Consider the following 17,256-nt stretch of genomic DNA (forward strand, 5'->3'; position numbering starts at 1 on the left):
GCCATCGGCTTCCTCGACCCCGCCGCACCGAAGCGGCTGATGCCGCGTTTGCAGCAGTTGTTGAACCGGGCGCAGCTCACGCGGGAAGAAGTCCACATCCTGCGCGGCATCGCCCGAGCGGTGGCCGGATCCGGGTCCAAACCATGACACGGACCCGCGCTGCACGGTTTTCAACAGTTCACTACACTGGCCTTTCGATTTCCGGGTTTAGCCATGTTCAGTCGCCTGCGTGAAGACATTGCCTGCATCCGCGAGCGCGACCCCGCCGCGCGTTCGAACTGGGAGGTGCTGACCTGTTATCCCGGCCTGCATGCGCTGATCTGGCACCGTCTGGCCCATGCGGCATGGGTCCATGGCTTCAAGTGGACCGGGCGCTTCCTGTCGCACCTGGGCCGCTTCTTCAGCGGCATCGAGATCCACCCCGGCGCGACGATCGGCCGCCGCGTGTTCATCGACCACGGCATGGGCGTGGTGATCGGCGAGACCGCGGAAGTCGGCGACGAGTGCACGATCTACCAGGGCGTGACGCTGGGCGGCACTTCACTGGCCAAGGGCGCCAAGCGGCACCCGACGCTCGGCCGTGGGGTGATCGTCAGTGCCGGTGCCAAGGTGCTGGGCGGCTTCACGGTGGGCGATGGTGCGCGTGTCGGCTCCAACGCCGTGCTGCTGCAGGCCGTGCCTGCGGGGGCCACGGCGGTGGGCATTCCGGCGCGCATCGTGCAGAAGTCTGCCGATGCCGCGCGGGAGGATGCGGCCGCGAAGATGGGCTTCTCGGCCTATGGCGTGACGCAGGGTACCGACCCGGTAGCGCAGGCGATGAAGGGCCTGATCGACAACGCCGGCAGCCAGGAGCACCAGATCGCGCTGCTGTGGCAGGCGATCGAAAAGCTCTCTGCGCGTTCACGCGAACTGCCGGCGTCGGACTGTGTGCCGCAGGATGCGCACACCACTGAACACTTCGATGCCGAAGGGCTGAACCGCCTGGTCAAGTAGCGGTATTTCGGGGCGCGCGGATGGCTGATTTGGGCCGGAAGGCCTTGCAGACCGCTTCATCGGTCTCGATGTACGGCCCACCGATCAGGTCGATGCAGTAGGGCACCGCCGCGAAGATGCCGGGCGCTGGCGGGCTGGCCTCGGGCAGGCCCTGCAGCGTCTCGGCGATCGATTTCGGCTGTCCCGGCAGGTTGATGATCAAGGCCTTGCCGCGGATCACCGCCACCTGGCGCGACAGGATCGCGGTGGGTGTGAAGCGCAGGCTGATCTGGCGCATCTGCTCGCCGAAACCGGGCATCAGCTTGTCGGCCACCGCCAGTGTGGCTTCGGGCGTCACGTCGCGCGGCGCGGGGCCGGTGCCGCCGGTGGTCAGCACCAGGTCGCAGCGGGCTTCATCCACCAGTTCACGCAGGCTGGCGCTGATGCCGTCCCGCTCGTCCGGGATCAAGCGCGTGACCCATTCGATGGGGTTGCGCAGCGCGCGCCCCAGCCAGTCCTGCAGCGCGGGGATGCCCTTGTCTTCATAAACGCCGCTGGAGGCCCGGTCGCTGATCGAGACCACGCCGATGCGCAGCTTGTCGAAGTCATTCATCGTTGCTGCCTCCTTCATCACTGTTGGCGAGCCAGGGTTTGACGAACTGGAACAGCTCGCGATAGCCGCGGCCGTTGCGCTGCTCCGGGGCCGCCGCGGCGTCCTTGCGCGCGGCGCGCACCAGGCTGCGCAGGCGCTGCAGGTCGGACTGCGGATAGGCCTTCGCCCAGCGGGTGCTGGCGTCTTCGTCGACGATCAACTCGTCCCGCCAGCGCTCGGCCTCGTGCAGCATCAGCGTGTCCTTGGCCGAGCCGAGCTTGTAGGCGGCTACCGCCTCGCGCAGCGGATCGGCGTCGACCAGGCGCATCTGCTTGCCGACGTACTGCATCTGCCGCCGCCGGCCTTCATGCGACTTGGTGCGGCGGTACTGCAGGATCGCATCGCGCAGCGCCTCGGGCATCTCGATCGCGGCGAGCCGGTTGTCCGGCAGCGCGGCCAACTCGAGGCCCAGCGTCTGCAACTCGTGGCTCTGCGTCTTGAGCTGTGTCTTGCTCGGGCGCTCGAAGCTGTAGGCGCTGTCGTCGTCGGTGTCTTCGGGAGGAGGGGCGCGCATGGGCCGGTGCGAGTGAAGGAGAGGAAGCGGGGCGTGGCTATCATTGTCGCCCACCTCCGATGATTGATGCCTCCATGTCCGGCTCCACCACTTCCCAGGGCTTCGCCTTCACGCGCGAGCAGTTCCAGCAGATCATCGAAGACACGCTCGCGATCGCCAAGAGCGCTGGTGCCAGCGATGCAGCGGCCGAGGTGTCGGAAGGCGCGGGCCTGTCGGTCTCGGTGCGCAAGGGCGAGATCGAGAACGTCGAACGCAACCGCGACAAGTCGGTCGGCGTCACGGTGTACCTGGGCCAGCGCCGCGGCAATGCCAGCACCTCCGATTTCTCCCGCCAGGCGCTGGAGCAGACGGTGAAAGCCGCCTACGACATCGCGCGCTTCACGGCCGAGGACACGGCGGCCGGCTTGCCCGATGCCGAGGATCTGGTCAGTGTCGACGAAGCCGCGGTGGACCTGGACCTGTTCCATCCCTGGGCCGTGGATGCCGACGGTGCAGCCGCCTTGGCCAAGCGCTGCGAAGACGCCGCGTTCGCCACCGACCGCCGCATCAGCAACAGCGAAGGCGGCGCCACCTCGGCGCAGCAGTCGCACTTCTGGGCCGGCAACAGCCACGGCTTCCGCGGCGGCTATTCCAGTTCGCGGCATTCGATCTCGGTCTCGCCCATCGCGTCCATGAAAACCGGCAAGGGCCAAGTCGACATGCAGCGCGACGCGTGGTACAGCTCGATGCGGGACGCGCTGGAGCTGGCCTCGCCCGAGGCGGTGGGACGTTATGCCGCCGAGCGCGCACTGTCGCGCCTGAAGGGCCGCAAGATTGCCACCTGCGAGGTGCCGGTGCTGTTCGAGTCCTCGCTGGCTGCCGGCATGCTGGGCGCGTATGTGCAGGCCACCAGCGGCGGTGCGCTGTACCGGCGCGCCACCTTCCTGCTCGACAGCCTGGGCCAGCAGGTGCTGGCGCCGCATCTGGACATCGATGAAGACCCGCACCAGCACAAAGGCAAGGCCAGCGCGATGTTCGACGACGAGGGCGTGCGCACACGCAAACGACGCGTCGTCGATGCCGGCGTGGTGCAGACCTACTTCATGTCCAGCTACTCGGCGCGCAAGCTGGGTCTGAAGACCACCGGCCATGCCGGTGGGTCGCAGAACCTGCGCCTGTCCAGCCGCCTGACGCAGCCGGGCGATCACCTCGAGCAGATGCTGCGCAAGCTCGGCCGCGGCTTCTTCGTCACCGAGCTGATGGGCCAGGGTGTCAACTACGTCACCGGCGACTATTCCCGCGGTGCCGCCGGCTACTGGGTCGACGGTGGACGCATCGTGCACCCGGTGCATGAGGTGACGATTGCCGGCAACCTGCGCGAGATGTTCAAGCAGATCGTCGCACTGGGCACCGACACCTACACGATGGGCGGCAAGACCGTGGGCTCGATGCTGCTCGAGCGCATGAAGGTGGCGGGGTCCTGAACTGCCAATGGGTCGACGGCCAGCGCCGTTGACCCCTCCGGACTTTCCCGAAGTTCAGCCAGTTTCAAGCTGGCCCGCCTAGTCTCGCGTCCGGCCGCGTGGCATTGCGGGATTCGAGTCGTGTGGTTGACCGGGGTTTTACCCCCCGCGAGCGCTGCGGCCGACTCCTAGAATGCCGCGCACTTCACTGCGTTTTTGCATAGGAGATCTGCATGGAACGTCGTTCCTTTGTTCGTAGCGCCGGCTTGGCCGGTGTGTTGGCCTCCGGGGTTGCGCCCGCGGTCGTTCATGCCCAGGCGGCGATCCGCTGGCGGCTGACTTCGTCTTTCCCCAAGTCGCTCGACACGCTGTTCGGTGTCAATGAAGTGTTCGCCAAGAAGGTCAGCGACATGAGCGGCGGCAAGTTCCAGATCTCGACGCACGCGGCCGGCGAAATCGTTCCTGCGCTGGGCACGGTCGACGCATTGCAGGCCGGCACGGTCGAAGCCGCGAACACCGCGCCGTACTACTACTTCGGCAAGGACCCGACCTTCGCGCTGGGCTGCGCGATCCCCTTCGGCCTGAACAGCCGCCAGATGACGGCCTGGATGTACGAAGGCAATGGCCTCAAGCTGATGCGCGAGTTCTATCGCAACTACAACATCATCAGCTTCCCGATGGGCAACACCGGTGCGCAGATGGGCGGCTGGTGGCGCAAGGAACTGAAGTCGCTGGCTGACCTGAAGGGCGTGAAGTTCCGCACCGGCGGCTTCAGCGGCCGCGTGTTCGAACGCCTCGGTGGCATCGCCGCCAACATCCCGGGCGGCGAGATCTATGCCGCGCTGGAAAAGGGCACGGTCGATGCCGCCGAATGGGTGGGCCCGTACGACGACGAGAAGCTCGGCTTCAACAAGGTCGCCCAGTACTACTGCTACCCGGGCTACTGGGAAGGTGGTCCGCAGCTCGACCTACACGTCAACATCAAGGCCTATGACGCGCTGTCTGCCGAGTACAAGGCGATCGTCGAGTGCGCAGCGGCCTACGCGCACACCGACATGCAAGCCAAGTACGACGCGCGCAACGCCGCCGCGCTGAAGCGGCTGGTGGCCGGTGGCACCAAGCTGGTCCGTTTCCCCAAGGAAATCATGGATGCGGCGCTGAAGGAATCGCTGGCCCTGTACAGCGATCTCTCGGGCACCAACCCGGCCTGGAAGAAGATCTACGAGGACTTCTCGGCGTTCCGGCGCGATGTGAACCTGTGGTTCCGTTTCACCGAAGCCGGGTTCGACGACTACATGCAAAGCGCCAAGCTGTAAGTACAACGCCCCGCATGGGGCGTTTTCGTGAGTGCAACGCCCCTTCGGGGGCGTTTTGCATGGTGCGTTCGCTTCATGGGACGGCTCGCCAAAGAAGAAAGGGGCTGCAGCAGTGCTGCAGCCCCTCTGCGTTTCGGGTCACCGTCGGATCGACGGTGCTACGGCCTATTTCTTGGCCTTCTCCTGGTCAAGCGCGCGTTTGACGGCTTCCATCGGGTCTTCCGACGCTGCCGGTGCGGCGTCGGGCGCGGCAGCAGACGCCGCGCTGGCCGGGCGGTCCGGCGCACCGAAGCCCTGCATGGGGTCAGCAGGCTGCACCGGCTTGTCACGCTTGAGGTCCATCTGCTGGATGGTGTCGATGGCCTTGTCCAGGTCCAGCACCTTCTGCTTGTCCAAGAACATCGTGACGGTCTGCGGCACGAAGATCACGATGGCCACGAGCACGAGCTGGATCACGATCCAGGGGATCGCCCCCATGTAGATGTCGCGCGACTCGACCCTGCGCGGCAAGGAACCGTTCTTGTACAGCGTGTCTGAGATGCCACGCAGGTAGAACAGCGCAAAGCCGAACGGCGGGTGCATGAAGCTGGTCTGCATGTTCACGCAGATCATCACGCCGAACCAGATCATGTCGATGCCCAGCTTGTCAGCCACCGGCGCCAGGAACGGGATGATGATGAACGCGATCTCGAAGAAGTCGAGGAAGAAGGCCAGGAAGAAGATGAAGACGTTGACGGCGATCAGGAAGCCGAGCTGGCCGCCGGGCAGGCCCTTGAGCATGTGCTCGATCCAGATGCCGCCGTCGACGCCCTGGAAGACCAGCGAGAACACCCGCGAGCCGATCAGGATGAACACCACCATGGCGGTGATGCGCATCGTGCCCAGCATCGCCTCCTTCACCAGTGCCAGGCTCAGGCGCTTGTGCATGCCGGCGAGGATGAAGGCCCCCACCGCACCCATCGCGCCGGCTTCCGTCGGCGTGGCGATCGCGGTGTTGATGCCCGGCAACCCGCCCATGCTGCCCAACACGGCGAAGATCAGCAGCGCCGACGGGATGATGCCGCGCAGGCACTTTTTCCACAGTGCCCAGCGGTTCACCGCCGGATCGCGCGGCACGCCCGGTACATGGCCGGGCTTCACGCGCGACAGGATGAAGGTGAACAGCGCGAACAGCAGCACCTGCAGGATCGACGGACCCCAGGCACCCTTGTACATGTCGCCCACCGGCTTGCCGAGCTGGTCGGCAAGCACGATCAGCACCAGCGACGGCGGCACGAGCTGCGTGATTGTGCCCGACGCCGCCAGCACACCGGTCGCGTAGCGCATGTTGTAGCCCCAGCGCATCATCACCGGCAGCGAGATCATCGCCATCGCGATGACCTGGCCCGCCACCGTGCCGGTGATGGCGCCGAGGATGAAGCCGACGATGATCACCGAATAGCCCAGCCCGCCACGCACCGGGCCGAACAGCTGTCCCATCGAATCGAGCATGTCCTCGGCCAGGCCGCAGCGCTCGAGGATGGTGCCCATCAGCGTGAAGAACGGGATCGCCAGCAACAGTTCGTTGGACAGGATGCCGAACACGTTGAGCGGCAGGTTGGCCATGAAGCTGGCCGGGAACCAGCCCATCTGCACGGCGAAGAAACCACAGCCCAGGCCCAGTGCGGACAGCGAGAACGCCACCGGGAAGCCGATGAGCAGGACGAGGATCAAGCCGCCGAACATCAGCGGCGCAAAGGTCTCCATGCTCATTGCAGTGGCCTTTCGTAGTGGAATTCGCCTTCGTATTTGTGGGCGAGCCACGCCACGCGCTTGATGATTTCCGAGACACCTTGCAGCAGCACCAGCGCAAAGCCCACCGGCAACGTCAACATGGCGGGCCAGCGGATCAGGCCGCCGGCGTTGCTGGACATCTCCTGCGACACATAGAACTTCACGAACAGCGGCCAGGAGTAATAGATCATGACGATCATCACCGGCGCTAGGAAGAACACCAGCCCGAGCAGATCGATGATGGCCTGGCCCTTGCCCGAGAAGAGCCCGTAGAACACGTCCACGCGTACGTGTTCATTGACGCGCAGGACCTGCGCCGCGCCCAGCATCACGCAGGCGGCGAACAGGTACCACTGGATCTCGAGGAAGCTGTTCGAGCTGTAATCGAGCGAATAGCGCACGAGGGCGTTGCCGGCGCTGATGAAGCAAGACAGGAACACCGCCCATTTGGCGAGCGTGCCAAACTTGTCGGTGATCCAGTCGATCTGCCTGGACAGGAGGAGGAGCGAGGACACGTTGTCTCCGTAGCGTGAGGTGCGAGCGTGCACTGTACGGAGTGGGCGCTGAAACGCGCCTTAAATTGCCCTGGGCCTAGGGTAAGCCCCAGGGGGCCGCGAATGGCCTCTGAGCGGCGGCTTTAGCCCGGCTGAGTGGCCGACAGGAACAGTCGTGTCGAGCGTGCGCCCGAGCGGCAGAAGGCCAGCACAGGGGCGGGCAGTTCCTGCAGCAGTTGGGCCATGGCTGCGATTTCTTCGGGCGACTGGTAGGCGCCACTCACCGGCAGGTAGCGGTATTCGAGGCCGGCCGCGGCGGCAGCGGCCTGCACGCTGGCGTTGGTGGGCTGATCGGGGCCGCCTTCGAAGTCGGGCCGGTTGTTGATCACGCTGCGAAAGCCGAGCGCAGCCAGTTCGGCCATGGCCTCGGGCGTGAGTTGCGCTGCGACGCAGAAATCGGCCGCGACCTGGCGGATGGGAAGCGAGGTGTTCATGCGGTGTGGGGTTCTTTGCGTGAGCTTACTTCGATAGCGCGGCCTTGACGGCGGCTGAGACCTGACCCATGTCGGCCTTGCCGGCAAGACGGGCCTTGGCCGCGGCCATCACCTTGCCCATGTCGCCGGGGCCGGCAGCGCCCAACTCGCTGACCAGCGCGCCGATGGTCGCGCTCACCTCGTCGGCCGACAGTCGGGCCGGCAGGTAGGCCTGGAGCACCGCGAGCTCGGCCGTTTCCTTGGCCACCAGGTCCGCGCGGCCGCCGGCCTCAAACGCGGCGATCGAGTCCTTGCGCTGCTTGACCAGCTTGTCGACGATGCCGACCACTGCGGCGTCATCGAGCGTGATGCGTTCATCGACCTCGCGCTGCTTGATGGCGGCCAGCAGCATGCGGATCGTCAGCAGGCGGTCGGCCTCCTTGGCGCGCATGGCGGTCTTCATGTCTTCGGTGATCTGGTCCTTGAGGCTCATGGCAGTCAATCCTTTGCAGAGAAAAGCAAAACGCCCGTCGCGGCGTCCCGCACGGGCGTTGTGTCAAGCGGGCGAGAAGTGTTTAGAACAGCTTCTTCGGCAGCTGCATGCTGCGAACGCGCTTGTAGTGGCGCTTGACCGCGGCGGCCTTCTTGCGCTTGCGCTCGGCGGTGGGCTTTTCATAGAACTCGCGGGCGCGCAGTTCGGTCAGCAGGCCCAGTTTTTCGATCGTGCGCTTGAAGCGACGCAGCGCCACATCGAAGGGCTCATTTTCTTTGACGCGAATCGTGGTCATTTAACGGATAAATCCTAAAAAGTTTGCGCTCGGTGTTCCTGACTCGGCCTCCGCTGCAGTGCTGATTGAAATTCGGGCACTACAGCAGGAAAGGCATTCCGGATTTGCCAGGCCGGGGAATCGACACGCGGTTTGCTAGCAAAGACGGCGATTCTACTGTGCTTTTATGCCTGCTGCCAAGGCGCCGGCACAAGCCGCGGCTGAGGCCCAGGCCCACTGGAAGTTGTAGCCGCCCAGCCACCCCGTCACATCGACCACTTCTCCTATGAAGAACAGGCCCGGCTGGCGCTTGCTGGCCAGGCTGCGCGAATCGAGTTCGCGGGTGTCGACACCGCCTGCGGTGACCTCGGCCTTGCGGTAGCCCTCGGTGCCGTTGGGGATGAGCGTCCAGCGCGCCAGCGCCTGCGCCAGGCGCTCGATGTCGCGGTCACGCAGTTCGGGCATCGGCCGCTCCGCCGGCAACTGTTGCTGCGCCAACCAGGCGCCGGCCAGGCGCTGGGGCAGCCACTGCGCCAGTTCGTTGCCGAGCTGGCGGCGCGACAGCGACTTGGCCTCGCGCAGCTGCGTCGCCAGGTCCTGGCCGGCGCCCAGGTCGATCTGCAGCGGTTCGCCGGGCCGCCAGTAGGTGGAGATCTGCAGCACGGCCGGACCGCTCAGGCCGCGGTGGGTGAACAGCAGGTCTTCGGTGAAGCGGCCGGCACGGCGTCCCTGGCCGGTGTGGATGCCGACCTCCAGCGCCACGCCGGCGAGTGGCACGAAGGGCGCCCAGTCGGCGGCATCGAAGGTCAGCGGCACCAGTGCCGGCCGGGTCTCGACGATGCGGTGGCCGAACTGGCGCGCCAGCCGGTAGCCGAAATCGCTGGCGCCGATCTTCGGGATCGACAGACCGCCGGTGGCCACCACCACTTGCCGGCTGCGCACCGGGCCGCGTGCCGTGTCGAGCTCGAAGCCGTCGCCGGCCGTGCGCACCGCCGCCACCGCGCAGGGCTGCCAGTGCTGCACCTGGCCGGCCTCCATCTCACGCAGCAGCATCGTGATGATCTGATCGCTGCTGTCGTCGCAGAACAGCTGGCCGCGGTGTTTCTCGTGGAAGGCAATGCGGTGGCGTTGCACCAGCGCGATGAAGTCCGCCGGCGTGTAGCGCGCCAGCGCCGATCGGCAGAAGTCCGGATTGGCCGATAGGAAGTTGGCCGGTAGCGCGTCGCGGTTGGTGAAGTTGCAGCGCCCGCCGCCGGAGATGCGGATCTTCTCGGCCACCTTCTCGGCGTGGTCCAGCAGCAGCACCTTCAGCCCGCGCTGGCCCGCGATGCCGGCGCAGAACAACCCGGCGGCGCCGGCGCCGATGACGACGGCATCGAAAGTTTGCATGGGTGCGGATTATCCCGATGCCATGCCCCTGCGCACTTGCGGCCACGCGATGCTTCCGGGCGCGTGCCCGACACGACGCGAGAGCTGGCGTGATCGCCGAAGGACGGTCGCCGACGCTCGGTCTCTTCGTCGACATGGTGTTCGCCGCAGTGCTCGCTCTCGCGGCCCCCCGGGCCTTGCCGAGGTGGTGACAGCGTGGCGGGCGGGATGTATGGTCTGCTGCTTCATCGTGTGCCGAGGAACGTGCCATGACTGAGGGCCAGCTGCGTCGAATGATCGAGCGTGTGCGCTGCGGCGAATTGCCGCGTCGCGACTTCCTGCAGCGGATGGCAAGCCTGGGCCTCGGTGTGCCGATCGCGTCGCTGCTGCTGGCCGACGCCGGTATCGCCCAACCCGCCAGCACACCACCCTACAAACCCACCCGGCGCGGCGGTGGCGGGCCGTTGCGGGTGCTGTTCTGGCAGGGGCCGACGCTGCTCAATCCGCACTTCGCCACCGGCACCAAGGAGATCGAAGGTGCCAGCATCTTCTACGAAACCCTGGGCGCCTGGGACGCCGACGGCGTGCTGCGGCCGGTGCTCGCTGCCGAGATCCCGAGCCGCGAGAACGGCGGCGTGGCGGCCGATGGGCGTTCGGTGGTCTGGAAGCTCAAACAAGGCGTCACCTGGCACGACGGTGCGCCTTTCACCGCCGATGACGTGATCTTCAACTGGCAGTTCGCGACCGACCCCGCGAGCGCGGCCACCACAAGCGGCAACTACCACGAGCTCAAGCTCGAAAAGATCGACACCCACAGCGTGCGCGTCGTGTTCGACAAACCGACGCCTTTCTGGCCGGGCACCTACAGCATCACCCGCCTGATCCCCAAACATCTGTTCGGCCCCTACATCGGCGCGAAGTCGCGCGACGCGCCGAACAACCTGAAGCCGGTGGGTACCGGCCCGTACAAGTTCGTCGACTTCAGGCCCGGTGACCTGGTGCGCGGCGAGATCAACACGCGCTACCACATGCCCAACCGTCCGCACTTCGACAGCATCGAACTCAAGGGCGGCGGCGACGCCACCTCGGCAGCGCGCGCCGTGCTGCAAACCGGCGAGTTCGACTTTGCCTGGAACCTGCTCGTCGAGGACGAGGTGCTCAAGCGCATGGAATCCGGCGGCAAGGGCCGGGTGACGTTTTCGCCCGGCGGAACCTTCGAGTTCATCGAGCTCAACTACGCCGATCCGGTGGTCGAAGTCGATGGCGAGCGCGCCCACGCGCAGACCCGGCACCCGATATGGCGCGACGCCGCGGTGCGGCAGGCGATGGCGCTCGTGATCGACCGCCAAGGCATCCAGGAGTTCGTCTACGGCCGCGCCGGCATCGCCACCGCCAATATCCTCAACAACCCGGCGCGCTTTCGAAGCCCTAACACACGTGCCGAGTTCAACGTGGACAAGGCGAATGCCGTTCTCGACGCCGCCGGCTGGGCACGCGGCGCCGACGGCGTGCGTGAGAAGGACGGCAGGAAGCTGCGCTTCGTCTACCAGACCTCGATCAACGGCCCGCGCCAGAAGGTGCAGACGATCGTCAAGCAGGCTGCGCGCAAGGCCGGCATCGACCTCGAGCTGAAGGCAGTGACAGCGTCGGTCTACTTCGGCTCGGATGTCGCCAATGCCGACACCAACACCAAGTTCTGGGCCGACATGCAGATGTTCGCGTTCACGATGAGGCCGCCTGACCCGGCGCGCTTCATGGACCGTTATGTGTCGTGGGAATTCGCGACCAAGGCGAACAAGTGGCAGGGTCGCAACCTGAGCCGCTGGCGCAGCGACGAGTACGACCGGCTGTACAAGGCCGCCGAGGTCGAGTTCGACCCCGTCAAGCGCGCCGCATTGTTCATTCGCATGAACGATGTGGCATGTGCCGACAACTACATCCTGCCGTTGATATTCCGTCCGTCGGTGGCCGGCGTCGCCAACAAGCTGGTCGTGCCGTTGTCGGGCTGGAGCGAGGACCTTGTCTCGCTGCACAGCTGGTACCGAGAGACGTGAGGGCGGCCTAGCCTTTCCAGATGAACGGAAACTTGAACTGCTTCCAGAAGCCGTTGGGCACGTAGTCTCCGACCACGCCGTAGTGCGCGGGCCATTGCCGGTCGGACTGCACCGCGGTGCCGAAGAGGTGATCGAGGAAGGCGAAGTGCGCGGCGTAGTTCTTGTCGATCGCCTCGTCGTCCTGCGAGTGGTGCCAGTGGTGGAAGTTGGGCGTGACGATCACATAGCGCAGCGGCCCCAGCCGCACGCTGACATTGGCATGGTTGAACACCGCCTGGAAGCCGACGACGACGATGTAGGCGTCGATCACTTCCTTGCTGAAGCCAAGAACATAGATCGGCGCCAGGACCAGCGTGCGGGTGATCAGCAGCTCCAGGATGTGCTGGCGTGAGCCGGCCATCCAGTCCATGCGCTTGACGCTGTGGTGCACCGCGTGCAGCCGCCACAGCAGCGGGACCTCGTGGTATGCACGGTGGGTCCAGTACTGCACCAGGTCGGCCACCAGGACGATCAGGAACAGCGCCAGCCAGAAATTCAGGCCCTGCACCCAGCCGCGGATGCCATCGTTTGCGGCCCAGCCAAAGAGCTTGTGCACCAGCAGGTTGGTGGCCAGCAGCACGAAGCCGACGACCATGTGGTTGACGATGAAGTGGTGCAGATCGGTCTGCCACTCGGGGCGGAACACCGGTTGGTCCTTGCGCAGTGCGAACAGCTTCTCGATGAAGATGAAGATCAGCGATGAGCCCAGCAAATCGAGGATGAACCAGTCCAGACCGATGTATGGCGTGTTGTCCGGGAAGTTCGGATCGACATCCACCTTGTGACCGCCGAGCAGCGCGGTCAGCACGATCAGCACGAAGCCGGCGGCCGACAGCCAGCGCGCGCGGCCCAGCACGATGTTGAACAGCGACAGGCCGCCGGTGATGACCATCGCGGCGTACATCAGCCGTCGCATCAGTTCCACGTCGTAGCTCTTGCGCAGTTCGGGCGTCGTCAGGTACTGCGGGAAGTGAAAGGCCAGCACGCCCAGGAAGCACAGGATGCCCAGCGTCAGGGCGATGGTGCCAGTGACCATGCCGTGGCCCGGCCGGATGGCGCCGTGTGACTCGGTCAGGCGGTTGAGTTTGTCCAGCGGTTCCATTGTCGGCGGCGGCAGGAGGTGGGCGTGCCCGCGATTATCCGACTGAACCGGGCGCCCGGTAGTGCCGCCGATGCCGCACCAGTGCTGCGTTATCGACGCCTGTGCGGGGTGCGCGAGGGAAGCGCGGTGCACCGGCCGGGCGCACTGGTCGTGGTGTCGCTCATGCGCGTCGCTCGAGCGCCGGTGCGGCTTCCAGCCGGGCCAGGGACCGCATCAGCAGGTCGACCTGGCGCTCCAGCGGCGTGGGTGCCGGTTTTTCACCGGCGGCCACGGCCTGGATGTAGACCGCCACCGTCGCGGCGTCGATCGCGCGGGGCAGCACCGGCAACTCGGCCAGCGTGCCTTCCTGCGCCGGGCAGGCAAGGTCGGGCTGGGACTGGCCGTTGAGCCAGACCTCGATCTTCGGGCAGCGCCGCGGGTCGGCCACCGCTTCGCCTTCGGTGCCGCGCAGCAGCATCAGGTTGGCGCTGGTGCGTTCGGCGAAGCTGCTCATCAGCGTGCCGAACTCCGGGTGGGTGTAGCTGGACAGGCCCATGGTCGGGGCGCCGGCAATCGGCCGCAGCAGCTTGGCGACGGTGTGGCCCGAATTGCGCAGCCCCACCACCCAGCGCACATCGAGCAGGCGCTGCAGAGCCGGGCTCAGCGCTTCGGTGGTGATGAAGGCCGGCTCGTGGCGATGCCAGCTTTCATGCACGGCCGATGCGCCGTCCGCCGCGGGCAGGCCCAGCGCCTGGAAGATCTCGGCGCTGGTTACGCGTGCCGGGTCGTGCCGCGGGCCGTGCACCAGCACGCGTGCACCTTCCTGCGCCAGCCGCATCGCCAGCAGCGGGGTCAGGTTGGGCAGGCGCCGTGCGCCGTTGTAGCTGGGGATCACGATCACCGGCCGCTCGCTGTCGATGGCCAGTGCGCGGGCCTGCACCGCATCGGCAAAGCCCATCAGTTCGTCGACCGTCTCGCCCTTGATGCGCATGGCCAGCGCAAACGCGCCGATTTCGAGATCGGTGACCGCGCCGTCCAGCACCTGGCCCATCAGGTCTTGCGCCTGTTCACGATCGAGCGATCTGGCGCCCTCGTGGCCGCGGCCGATTTCCTTGATGTAGGCCTTGATGCTCATTGGTGCACCCTTGGCGCTGCGCGCCGTCCCGCCAAGCGGGAATGAGCCCCAGGGCCATGTAGTGGCCCCTTCCGGGGCCGTGGCGGCCGGGCGGTGCTCACTGGAGCACCTTCGTGCTGCGCACTCCGGTATTCGCCCTTGGGGCGGCCCGGCGCGCTCATGCCGCCGATCCCACCTGGGGTGGTTCCACATTGGGCACCCACTCCCACCATTCGTGCTGGCCGTCGGTGCTGTTGTTTTGCGTGCGGTGCACGTTCCAGGTCACGACGAAGTCCGGATTCTCGATGTCGACGCCGTCGGCCGCGTGACGATAGCGGCCGGGGGGAGCCTTGAACCACGCATCAAGGTTGGGCGGCAGGATGAACTCCGGCTGCTCGACCCCCTCCTGCGCATGGCGCAAGCGCACCGAGATGCCTTGTTCGGCGTCGACCTTCACGACCGTTCCGGCGAACTGCGCCTGTCTCATCAACTGGCCGTCGCGGTCGAAGTACATCAGGCCGATGACGCAGGTCTTGGTGAGCAGCTCGTCGATTCGCATGGTCCTCAAGGATAGTGGCGCAGGGGTGCCACGCCAACCTGCGGCAGATTGGCCAGGCCAATGTCGCGGGCATGCTCCTCGAAGGCCTTGTTCTTCCAGAAGAACGCACCGGGCATGGTCGTCGGAATCACCAGCACATAGAACAGCGCCCGGCCGACCAGGCTGGTCACGAGCGCAATCGCGCCGACCACGGCCCAACCCAGCAGCGTGACCGGGCCTGAAGCGTGTTGCAGCATCATCGTCGACAGCAAGCCGCAGGCCAGCAGGACATTCAGGCCCAGCAGCGCATTGCGCAGCATGAAGGTCTTGCCGAAGGTCGTCGTCTGGATGTAGTACGACGCGCCGCCTTCATGCTCCGCGCGGCCCATCGCGCGGGCATGCGCCAGGTGGCCAAGGCCCTCGATGGCCAGCCCCAGCGCCAGCACGCCGCCGAACACCAGCGCCGCCGTCTCGACGCCGTGGCCGCTGAAGGCCAGCGTGGCGATCGTCACCGCGCCGGCCAGCAGCGCGCCCAGGGACAGCGCGCTGCCGACGAAGGCGGTGCCGACCTGCCAGTGGTTCCAGAACGGCCGCGCCTTGATTCGGTAGCAGCGGTTCATGTAGTACAGGCCCGCCACGCTGCCCAATAGCGCCAGGCCGCCGAAGACGGTGGCCAAACGCTGCGCCGCGCCGGCGCCGATCAGCGTGCCGACCTCGGTGCCGAAGACACCGCGCCACAGGCCCTGGAACAGGCTGTTTGCCGGCAGGCTGGCCAGGATGTGCAGGCCGAGCGCGCCAATGAAGATGGCGATGCCCAGGCCCTCGCGCGACACCGGCGAGTGGCGCAGGTTGTTGAAGCCCCGATAGAAGCGCTTCGGCTTGCCCAGGTGCATGGTCGACATGAACAGGCCGAAAGCCACCAGCACCAGGTTGAAGATCGCCAGCGGTGCATAGACTGCCGACTGGGCGAACGTGGTGAAGCCGTCGACGCCGACCAAAGCGCCGATGAATTGCAGCGCGAAGGCACCGGCCGCTGCCTGGGCCGCGAGCGTGAACAGCACCAGCGGGTTCTCGCGCGAGCTCAGGCGCGCCAGGTTCCAGTGCTTGGCCTGGCCCTTCTTCTGGTCGATGGCCGGGCGATAACGCCCCTTGTCGTCCTTGTGGTACTTCACCGGCATCGAGTCGGTGCGCTTCATCTCGTCGGGCAGCTGCTTGATCTGCTGGAAGCGGATGTTGGGCTTGGTGATCTCAGGCGACGGGAAGCCGGGGATTTCGACCCGCGCGTGCTCGCGACCGGCAGGAATGTTTTCGATGACGCCAAAGTCCAGCGCGTTGCCGACGCAGGCCGAGACGCAGGCCGGTTTCAGTCCGACCTCGAGGCGGTCCACGCACATGTTGCACTTCGAGACCTGGCCCTTGACCGGGTCGAGCTGCGGCGCGTTGTACGGGCACACCCAGGTGCAATAGCCGCAGCCGAAGCAGGTCTCGGGGTCCTGCAGCACGGCGCCGTACTCGGTGTGCTTGGTGTAGGCCCGCGTCGGGCAGCCCTTCAGGCACACCGGGTCGTCGCAATGGTTGCAAGCCATCGAGATGTTCATGCGCTTGTAGTCGGGGAAACTGCCGCCCTCGACATAACCCACCGAGCGAAACGCCAGGTGCGCCGGGTTGTCGTTTTTCTCGCTGCACGCCGCCTCGCAGGCATGGCAGCCGATGCAGTTGTCGGCGGTGAAGAAGAAGCCGTGCTGCTTGTTGCGGTTGGGATTGCTGCCCACCGCCGGGTTCTCGTTGATGAACATCGAGCGCCCGACAGGCAACTTGCCCTCGGTCAGCTCGATCAGGTCGATCTTCTGGCCGTAGCGGTTGGACGCGGGGATGGTCGTGTCGCTCAGCTTGGCGTAGAGTTGTTCCTCGGTACGGATCTCCCAGATCTTGCGCGGCATGGGCGGCGGGGTCGCCGCCTTGGCTGCGCTGGCCAGCAATTGGTCCAGGTCCATCGTGCTTTTTTTCACTGTGATCTCCGTCGTTGGCCTAGAAGGCCCTGCGCTCGTGGTTCAGCCGCGCGGCTTCGCGCTGGTCGATCTTCTCGACGCGAACGGCGTTCTGCTTGAAGGCCGGTTGGCGTGAATGCGGGTCCAGCAGGCCCAGCGTCAGGCGATTGACGCAGTCGTGGAAATGGAAGGGGATGAACAGCATGTCGCGGCCGACACGATGCGTGCGCTGCACCATCACCACCGCGTCGCCGCGGCGGCTGACCAAGCGCACGTAGGACTGATGCTCGATGCCCAGTTCGTCCGCCGCATCGGGGTTCATTTCCATGTACGGCGTCGGGCTGAACTTGTTGCAGTTGCCGATCTTGCCGGTGCGCGTGCGGGTGTGGAAATGCTCGACCACGCGGCCGGAGTTCAGCCAGAACGGGTACTCGGCATCGGGGCATTCGTTGTTGTTGACGAAGCGCACCGGGATCAGATTGGCGCGGCCATCCGGCGTCTGGAACATACCGTCGGCATACAGCCGCGCTTCCCCCAGGAAGTCCAGCCGCTTCAGCATGTCCGATTCCGCGGCCTGGCCGATGCGGGCTTCGTCTTCGAGCGCCTGCGCCTCGCTGTACGGCCACTGGATGCCGCGCGCGGCTTCGATGCGGTCGTAGCTCATGCCCGAG

17 protein-coding genes and 1 pseudogene are annotated in these 17,256 nt (G+C 66.1%); 5 read left to right on the forward strand and 13 right to left on the reverse strand.

Going from position 1 to position 17,256, the window contains the following annotated elements; all coding sequences use genetic code 11:
- Both VLK61_RS19225 and cysE read left to right on the forward strand, forming a co-directional pair.
- A pseudogene (locus VLK61_RS19225) lies at nt 1-147 on the forward strand (RNA methyltransferase); the annotation flags it as partial.
- Between the two features lie 66 nt (nt 148-213).
- Complete coding sequence (gene cysE / locus VLK61_RS19230; protein WP_325423234.1) at nt 214-993, forward strand: serine O-acetyltransferase; 780 nt, start codon at nt 214-216, stop codon at nt 991-993.
- On the opposite strand, the gene mog is transcribed toward cysE, so the two are convergent.
- Complete coding sequence (gene mog / locus VLK61_RS19235) at nt 986-1,585, reverse strand: molybdopterin adenylyltransferase (RefSeq protein WP_325423235.1); 600 nt, start codon at nt 1,583-1,585, stop codon at nt 986-988. The genes cysE and mog overlap by 8 nt on opposite strands.
- The gene (gene yjgA, locus VLK61_RS19240; RefSeq protein ID WP_325423236.1) at nt 1,578-2,138 is read right to left on the reverse strand and encodes a ribosome biogenesis factor YjgA; all 561 of its coding nucleotides are present in this window, start codon (nt 2,136-2,138) and stop codon (nt 1,578-1,580) included. Before yjgA ends, mog begins: the two co-directional genes overlap by 8 nt.
- A gap of 74 nt (nt 2,139-2,212) precedes the next feature.
- Here yjgA and pmbA point away from each other — a divergent pair, with 74 nt between their 5' ends.
- Nucleotides 2,213-3,601, forward strand: a complete 1,389-nt coding sequence (gene pmbA, locus VLK61_RS19245) for a metalloprotease PmbA (RefSeq protein WP_325423237.1) — start codon at nt 2,213-2,215, stop codon at nt 3,599-3,601.
- Nucleotides 3,602-3,813: 212 nt separating this feature from the next.
- Nucleotides 3,814-4,896 carry a TRAP transporter substrate-binding protein gene (locus tag VLK61_RS19250; protein ID WP_325423238.1) on the forward strand — a complete coding sequence of 361 codons (1,083 nt, stop codon included), beginning with the start codon at nt 3,814-3,816 and terminating at the stop codon, nt 4,894-4,896.
- Between the two features lie 165 nt (nt 4,897-5,061).
- Here the strand turns inward: VLK61_RS19250 and VLK61_RS19255 are convergent, their stop codons facing one another.
- From VLK61_RS19255 to VLK61_RS19280, 6 genes are all read right to left on the reverse strand, one after another.
- Nucleotides 5,062-6,648 carry a TRAP transporter large permease gene (locus VLK61_RS19255; RefSeq protein ID WP_325423239.1) on the reverse strand — a complete coding sequence of 529 codons (1,587 nt, stop codon included), beginning with the start codon at nt 6,646-6,648 and terminating at the stop codon, nt 5,062-5,064.
- Nucleotides 6,645-7,184: a TRAP transporter small permease subunit gene (locus tag VLK61_RS19260; protein WP_325423240.1), complete on the reverse strand. Its 540-nt coding sequence runs from the start codon at nt 7,182-7,184 to the stop codon at nt 6,645-6,647. The genes VLK61_RS19255 and VLK61_RS19260 overlap by 4 nt, the downstream gene beginning before the upstream one ends.
- 122 nt (nt 7,185-7,306) lie before the next feature.
- Nucleotides 7,307-7,657, reverse strand: a complete 351-nt coding sequence (locus tag VLK61_RS19265; protein ID WP_325423241.1) for a TIGR01244 family sulfur transferase — start codon at nt 7,655-7,657, stop codon at nt 7,307-7,309.
- A 25-nt stretch (nt 7,658-7,682) separates the two neighbouring features.
- On the reverse strand, nt 7,683-8,129 hold the full coding sequence (locus VLK61_RS19270; RefSeq protein WP_325423242.1) for a GatB/YqeY domain-containing protein: 447 nt from the start codon (nt 8,127-8,129) through the stop codon (nt 7,683-7,685).
- A gap of 82 nt (nt 8,130-8,211) precedes the next feature.
- Entirely contained in the window at nt 8,212-8,424 is a 213-nt protein-coding gene (gene rpsU / locus VLK61_RS19275) for a 30S ribosomal protein S21 (protein ID WP_056196873.1), read from the reverse strand.
- 153 nt (nt 8,425-8,577) lie between these two features.
- On the reverse strand, nt 8,578-9,792 hold the full coding sequence (locus tag VLK61_RS19280) for an NAD(P)/FAD-dependent oxidoreductase (RefSeq protein WP_325423243.1): 1,215 nt from the start codon (nt 9,790-9,792) through the stop codon (nt 8,578-8,580).
- 248 nt (nt 9,793-10,040) lie between these two features.
- Here VLK61_RS19280 and VLK61_RS19285 point away from each other — a divergent pair, with 248 nt between their 5' ends.
- The gene (locus VLK61_RS19285; protein ID WP_325423244.1) at nt 10,041-11,825 is read left to right on the forward strand and encodes a peptide ABC transporter substrate-binding protein; all 1,785 of its coding nucleotides are present in this window, start codon (nt 10,041-10,043) and stop codon (nt 11,823-11,825) included.
- A 7-nt stretch (nt 11,826-11,832) separates the two neighbouring features.
- On the opposite strand, the gene VLK61_RS19290 is transcribed toward VLK61_RS19285, so the two are convergent.
- The 5 genes from VLK61_RS19290 to VLK61_RS19310 form a co-directional block, all read right to left on the reverse strand.
- Nucleotides 11,833-12,966 (reverse strand): sterol desaturase family protein, encoded by a 1,134-nt coding sequence (locus VLK61_RS19290; RefSeq protein ID WP_325423245.1) that lies wholly within the window; start codon nt 12,964-12,966, stop codon nt 11,833-11,835.
- Nucleotides 12,967-13,126: 160 nt separating this feature from the next.
- The gene (gene ybiB / locus VLK61_RS19295) at nt 13,127-14,080 is read right to left on the reverse strand and encodes a DNA-binding protein YbiB (RefSeq protein ID WP_325423246.1); all 954 of its coding nucleotides are present in this window, start codon (nt 14,078-14,080) and stop codon (nt 13,127-13,129) included.
- 157 nt (nt 14,081-14,237) lie between these two features.
- Nucleotides 14,238-14,618, reverse strand: coding sequence for a hypothetical protein (locus tag VLK61_RS19300; RefSeq protein WP_325423247.1), 381 nt, complete (start codon nt 14,616-14,618; stop codon nt 14,238-14,240).
- Nucleotides 14,619-14,623: 5 nt separating this feature from the next.
- Nucleotides 14,624-16,606, reverse strand: coding sequence for a DmsC/YnfH family molybdoenzyme membrane anchor subunit (locus VLK61_RS19305; RefSeq protein WP_325423248.1), 1,983 nt, complete (start codon nt 16,604-16,606; stop codon nt 14,624-14,626).
- A 19-nt stretch (nt 16,607-16,625) separates the two neighbouring features.
- The coding region (locus VLK61_RS19310; RefSeq protein ID WP_325423249.1) for a molybdopterin oxidoreductase family protein at nt 16,626-17,256 on the reverse strand (631 nt) is incomplete at its 5' end.

This window comes from Aquabacterium sp. (genome assembly GCF_035476535.1).
Lineage (GTDB): Bacteria > Pseudomonadota > Gammaproteobacteria > Burkholderiales > Burkholderiaceae_C > Pseudaquabacterium.

What these genes read in the sequence shown, in the direction of transcription:
- cysE (WP_325423234.1), top strand. Translation starts at nt 214, where the DNA reads ATGTTCAGTCGCCTGCGTGAAGACATTGCCTGCATCCGCGAGCGCGAC.
- mog (WP_325423235.1), bottom strand. Translation starts at nt 1,585, where the DNA reads ATGAATGACTTCGACAAGCTGCGCATCGGCGTGGTCTCGATCAGCGAC.
- yjgA (WP_325423236.1), bottom strand. Translation starts at nt 2,138, where the DNA reads ATGCGCGCCCCTCCTCCCGAAGACACCGACGACGACAGCGCCTACAGC.
- pmbA (WP_325423237.1), top strand. Translation starts at nt 2,213, where the DNA reads ATGTCCGGCTCCACCACTTCCCAGGGCTTCGCCTTCACGCGCGAGCAG.
- VLK61_RS19250 (WP_325423238.1), top strand. Translation starts at nt 3,814, where the DNA reads ATGGAACGTCGTTCCTTTGTTCGTAGCGCCGGCTTGGCCGGTGTGTTG.
- VLK61_RS19255 (WP_325423239.1), bottom strand. Translation starts at nt 6,648, where the DNA reads ATGAGCATGGAGACCTTTGCGCCGCTGATGTTCGGCGGCTTGATCCTC.
- VLK61_RS19265 (WP_325423241.1), bottom strand. Translation starts at nt 7,657, where the DNA reads ATGAACACCTCGCTTCCCATCCGCCAGGTCGCGGCCGATTTCTGCGTC.
- VLK61_RS19270 (WP_325423242.1), bottom strand. Translation starts at nt 8,129, where the DNA reads ATGAGCCTCAAGGACCAGATCACCGAAGACATGAAGACCGCCATGCGC.
- rpsU (WP_056196873.1), bottom strand. Translation starts at nt 8,424, where the DNA reads ATGACCACGATTCGCGTCAAAGAAAATGAGCCCTTCGATGTGGCGCTG.
- VLK61_RS19280 (WP_325423243.1), bottom strand. Translation starts at nt 9,792, where the DNA reads ATGCAAACTTTCGATGCCGTCGTCATCGGCGCCGGCGCCGCCGGGTTG.
- VLK61_RS19285 (WP_325423244.1), top strand. Translation starts at nt 10,041, where the DNA reads ATGACTGAGGGCCAGCTGCGTCGAATGATCGAGCGTGTGCGCTGCGGC.
- VLK61_RS19290 (WP_325423245.1), bottom strand. Translation starts at nt 12,966, where the DNA reads ATGGAACCGCTGGACAAACTCAACCGCCTGACCGAGTCACACGGCGCC.
- ybiB (WP_325423246.1), bottom strand. Translation starts at nt 14,080, where the DNA reads ATGAGCATCAAGGCCTACATCAAGGAAATCGGCCGCGGCCACGAGGGC.
- VLK61_RS19300 (WP_325423247.1), bottom strand. Translation starts at nt 14,618, where the DNA reads ATGCGAATCGACGAGCTGCTCACCAAGACCTGCGTCATCGGCCTGATG.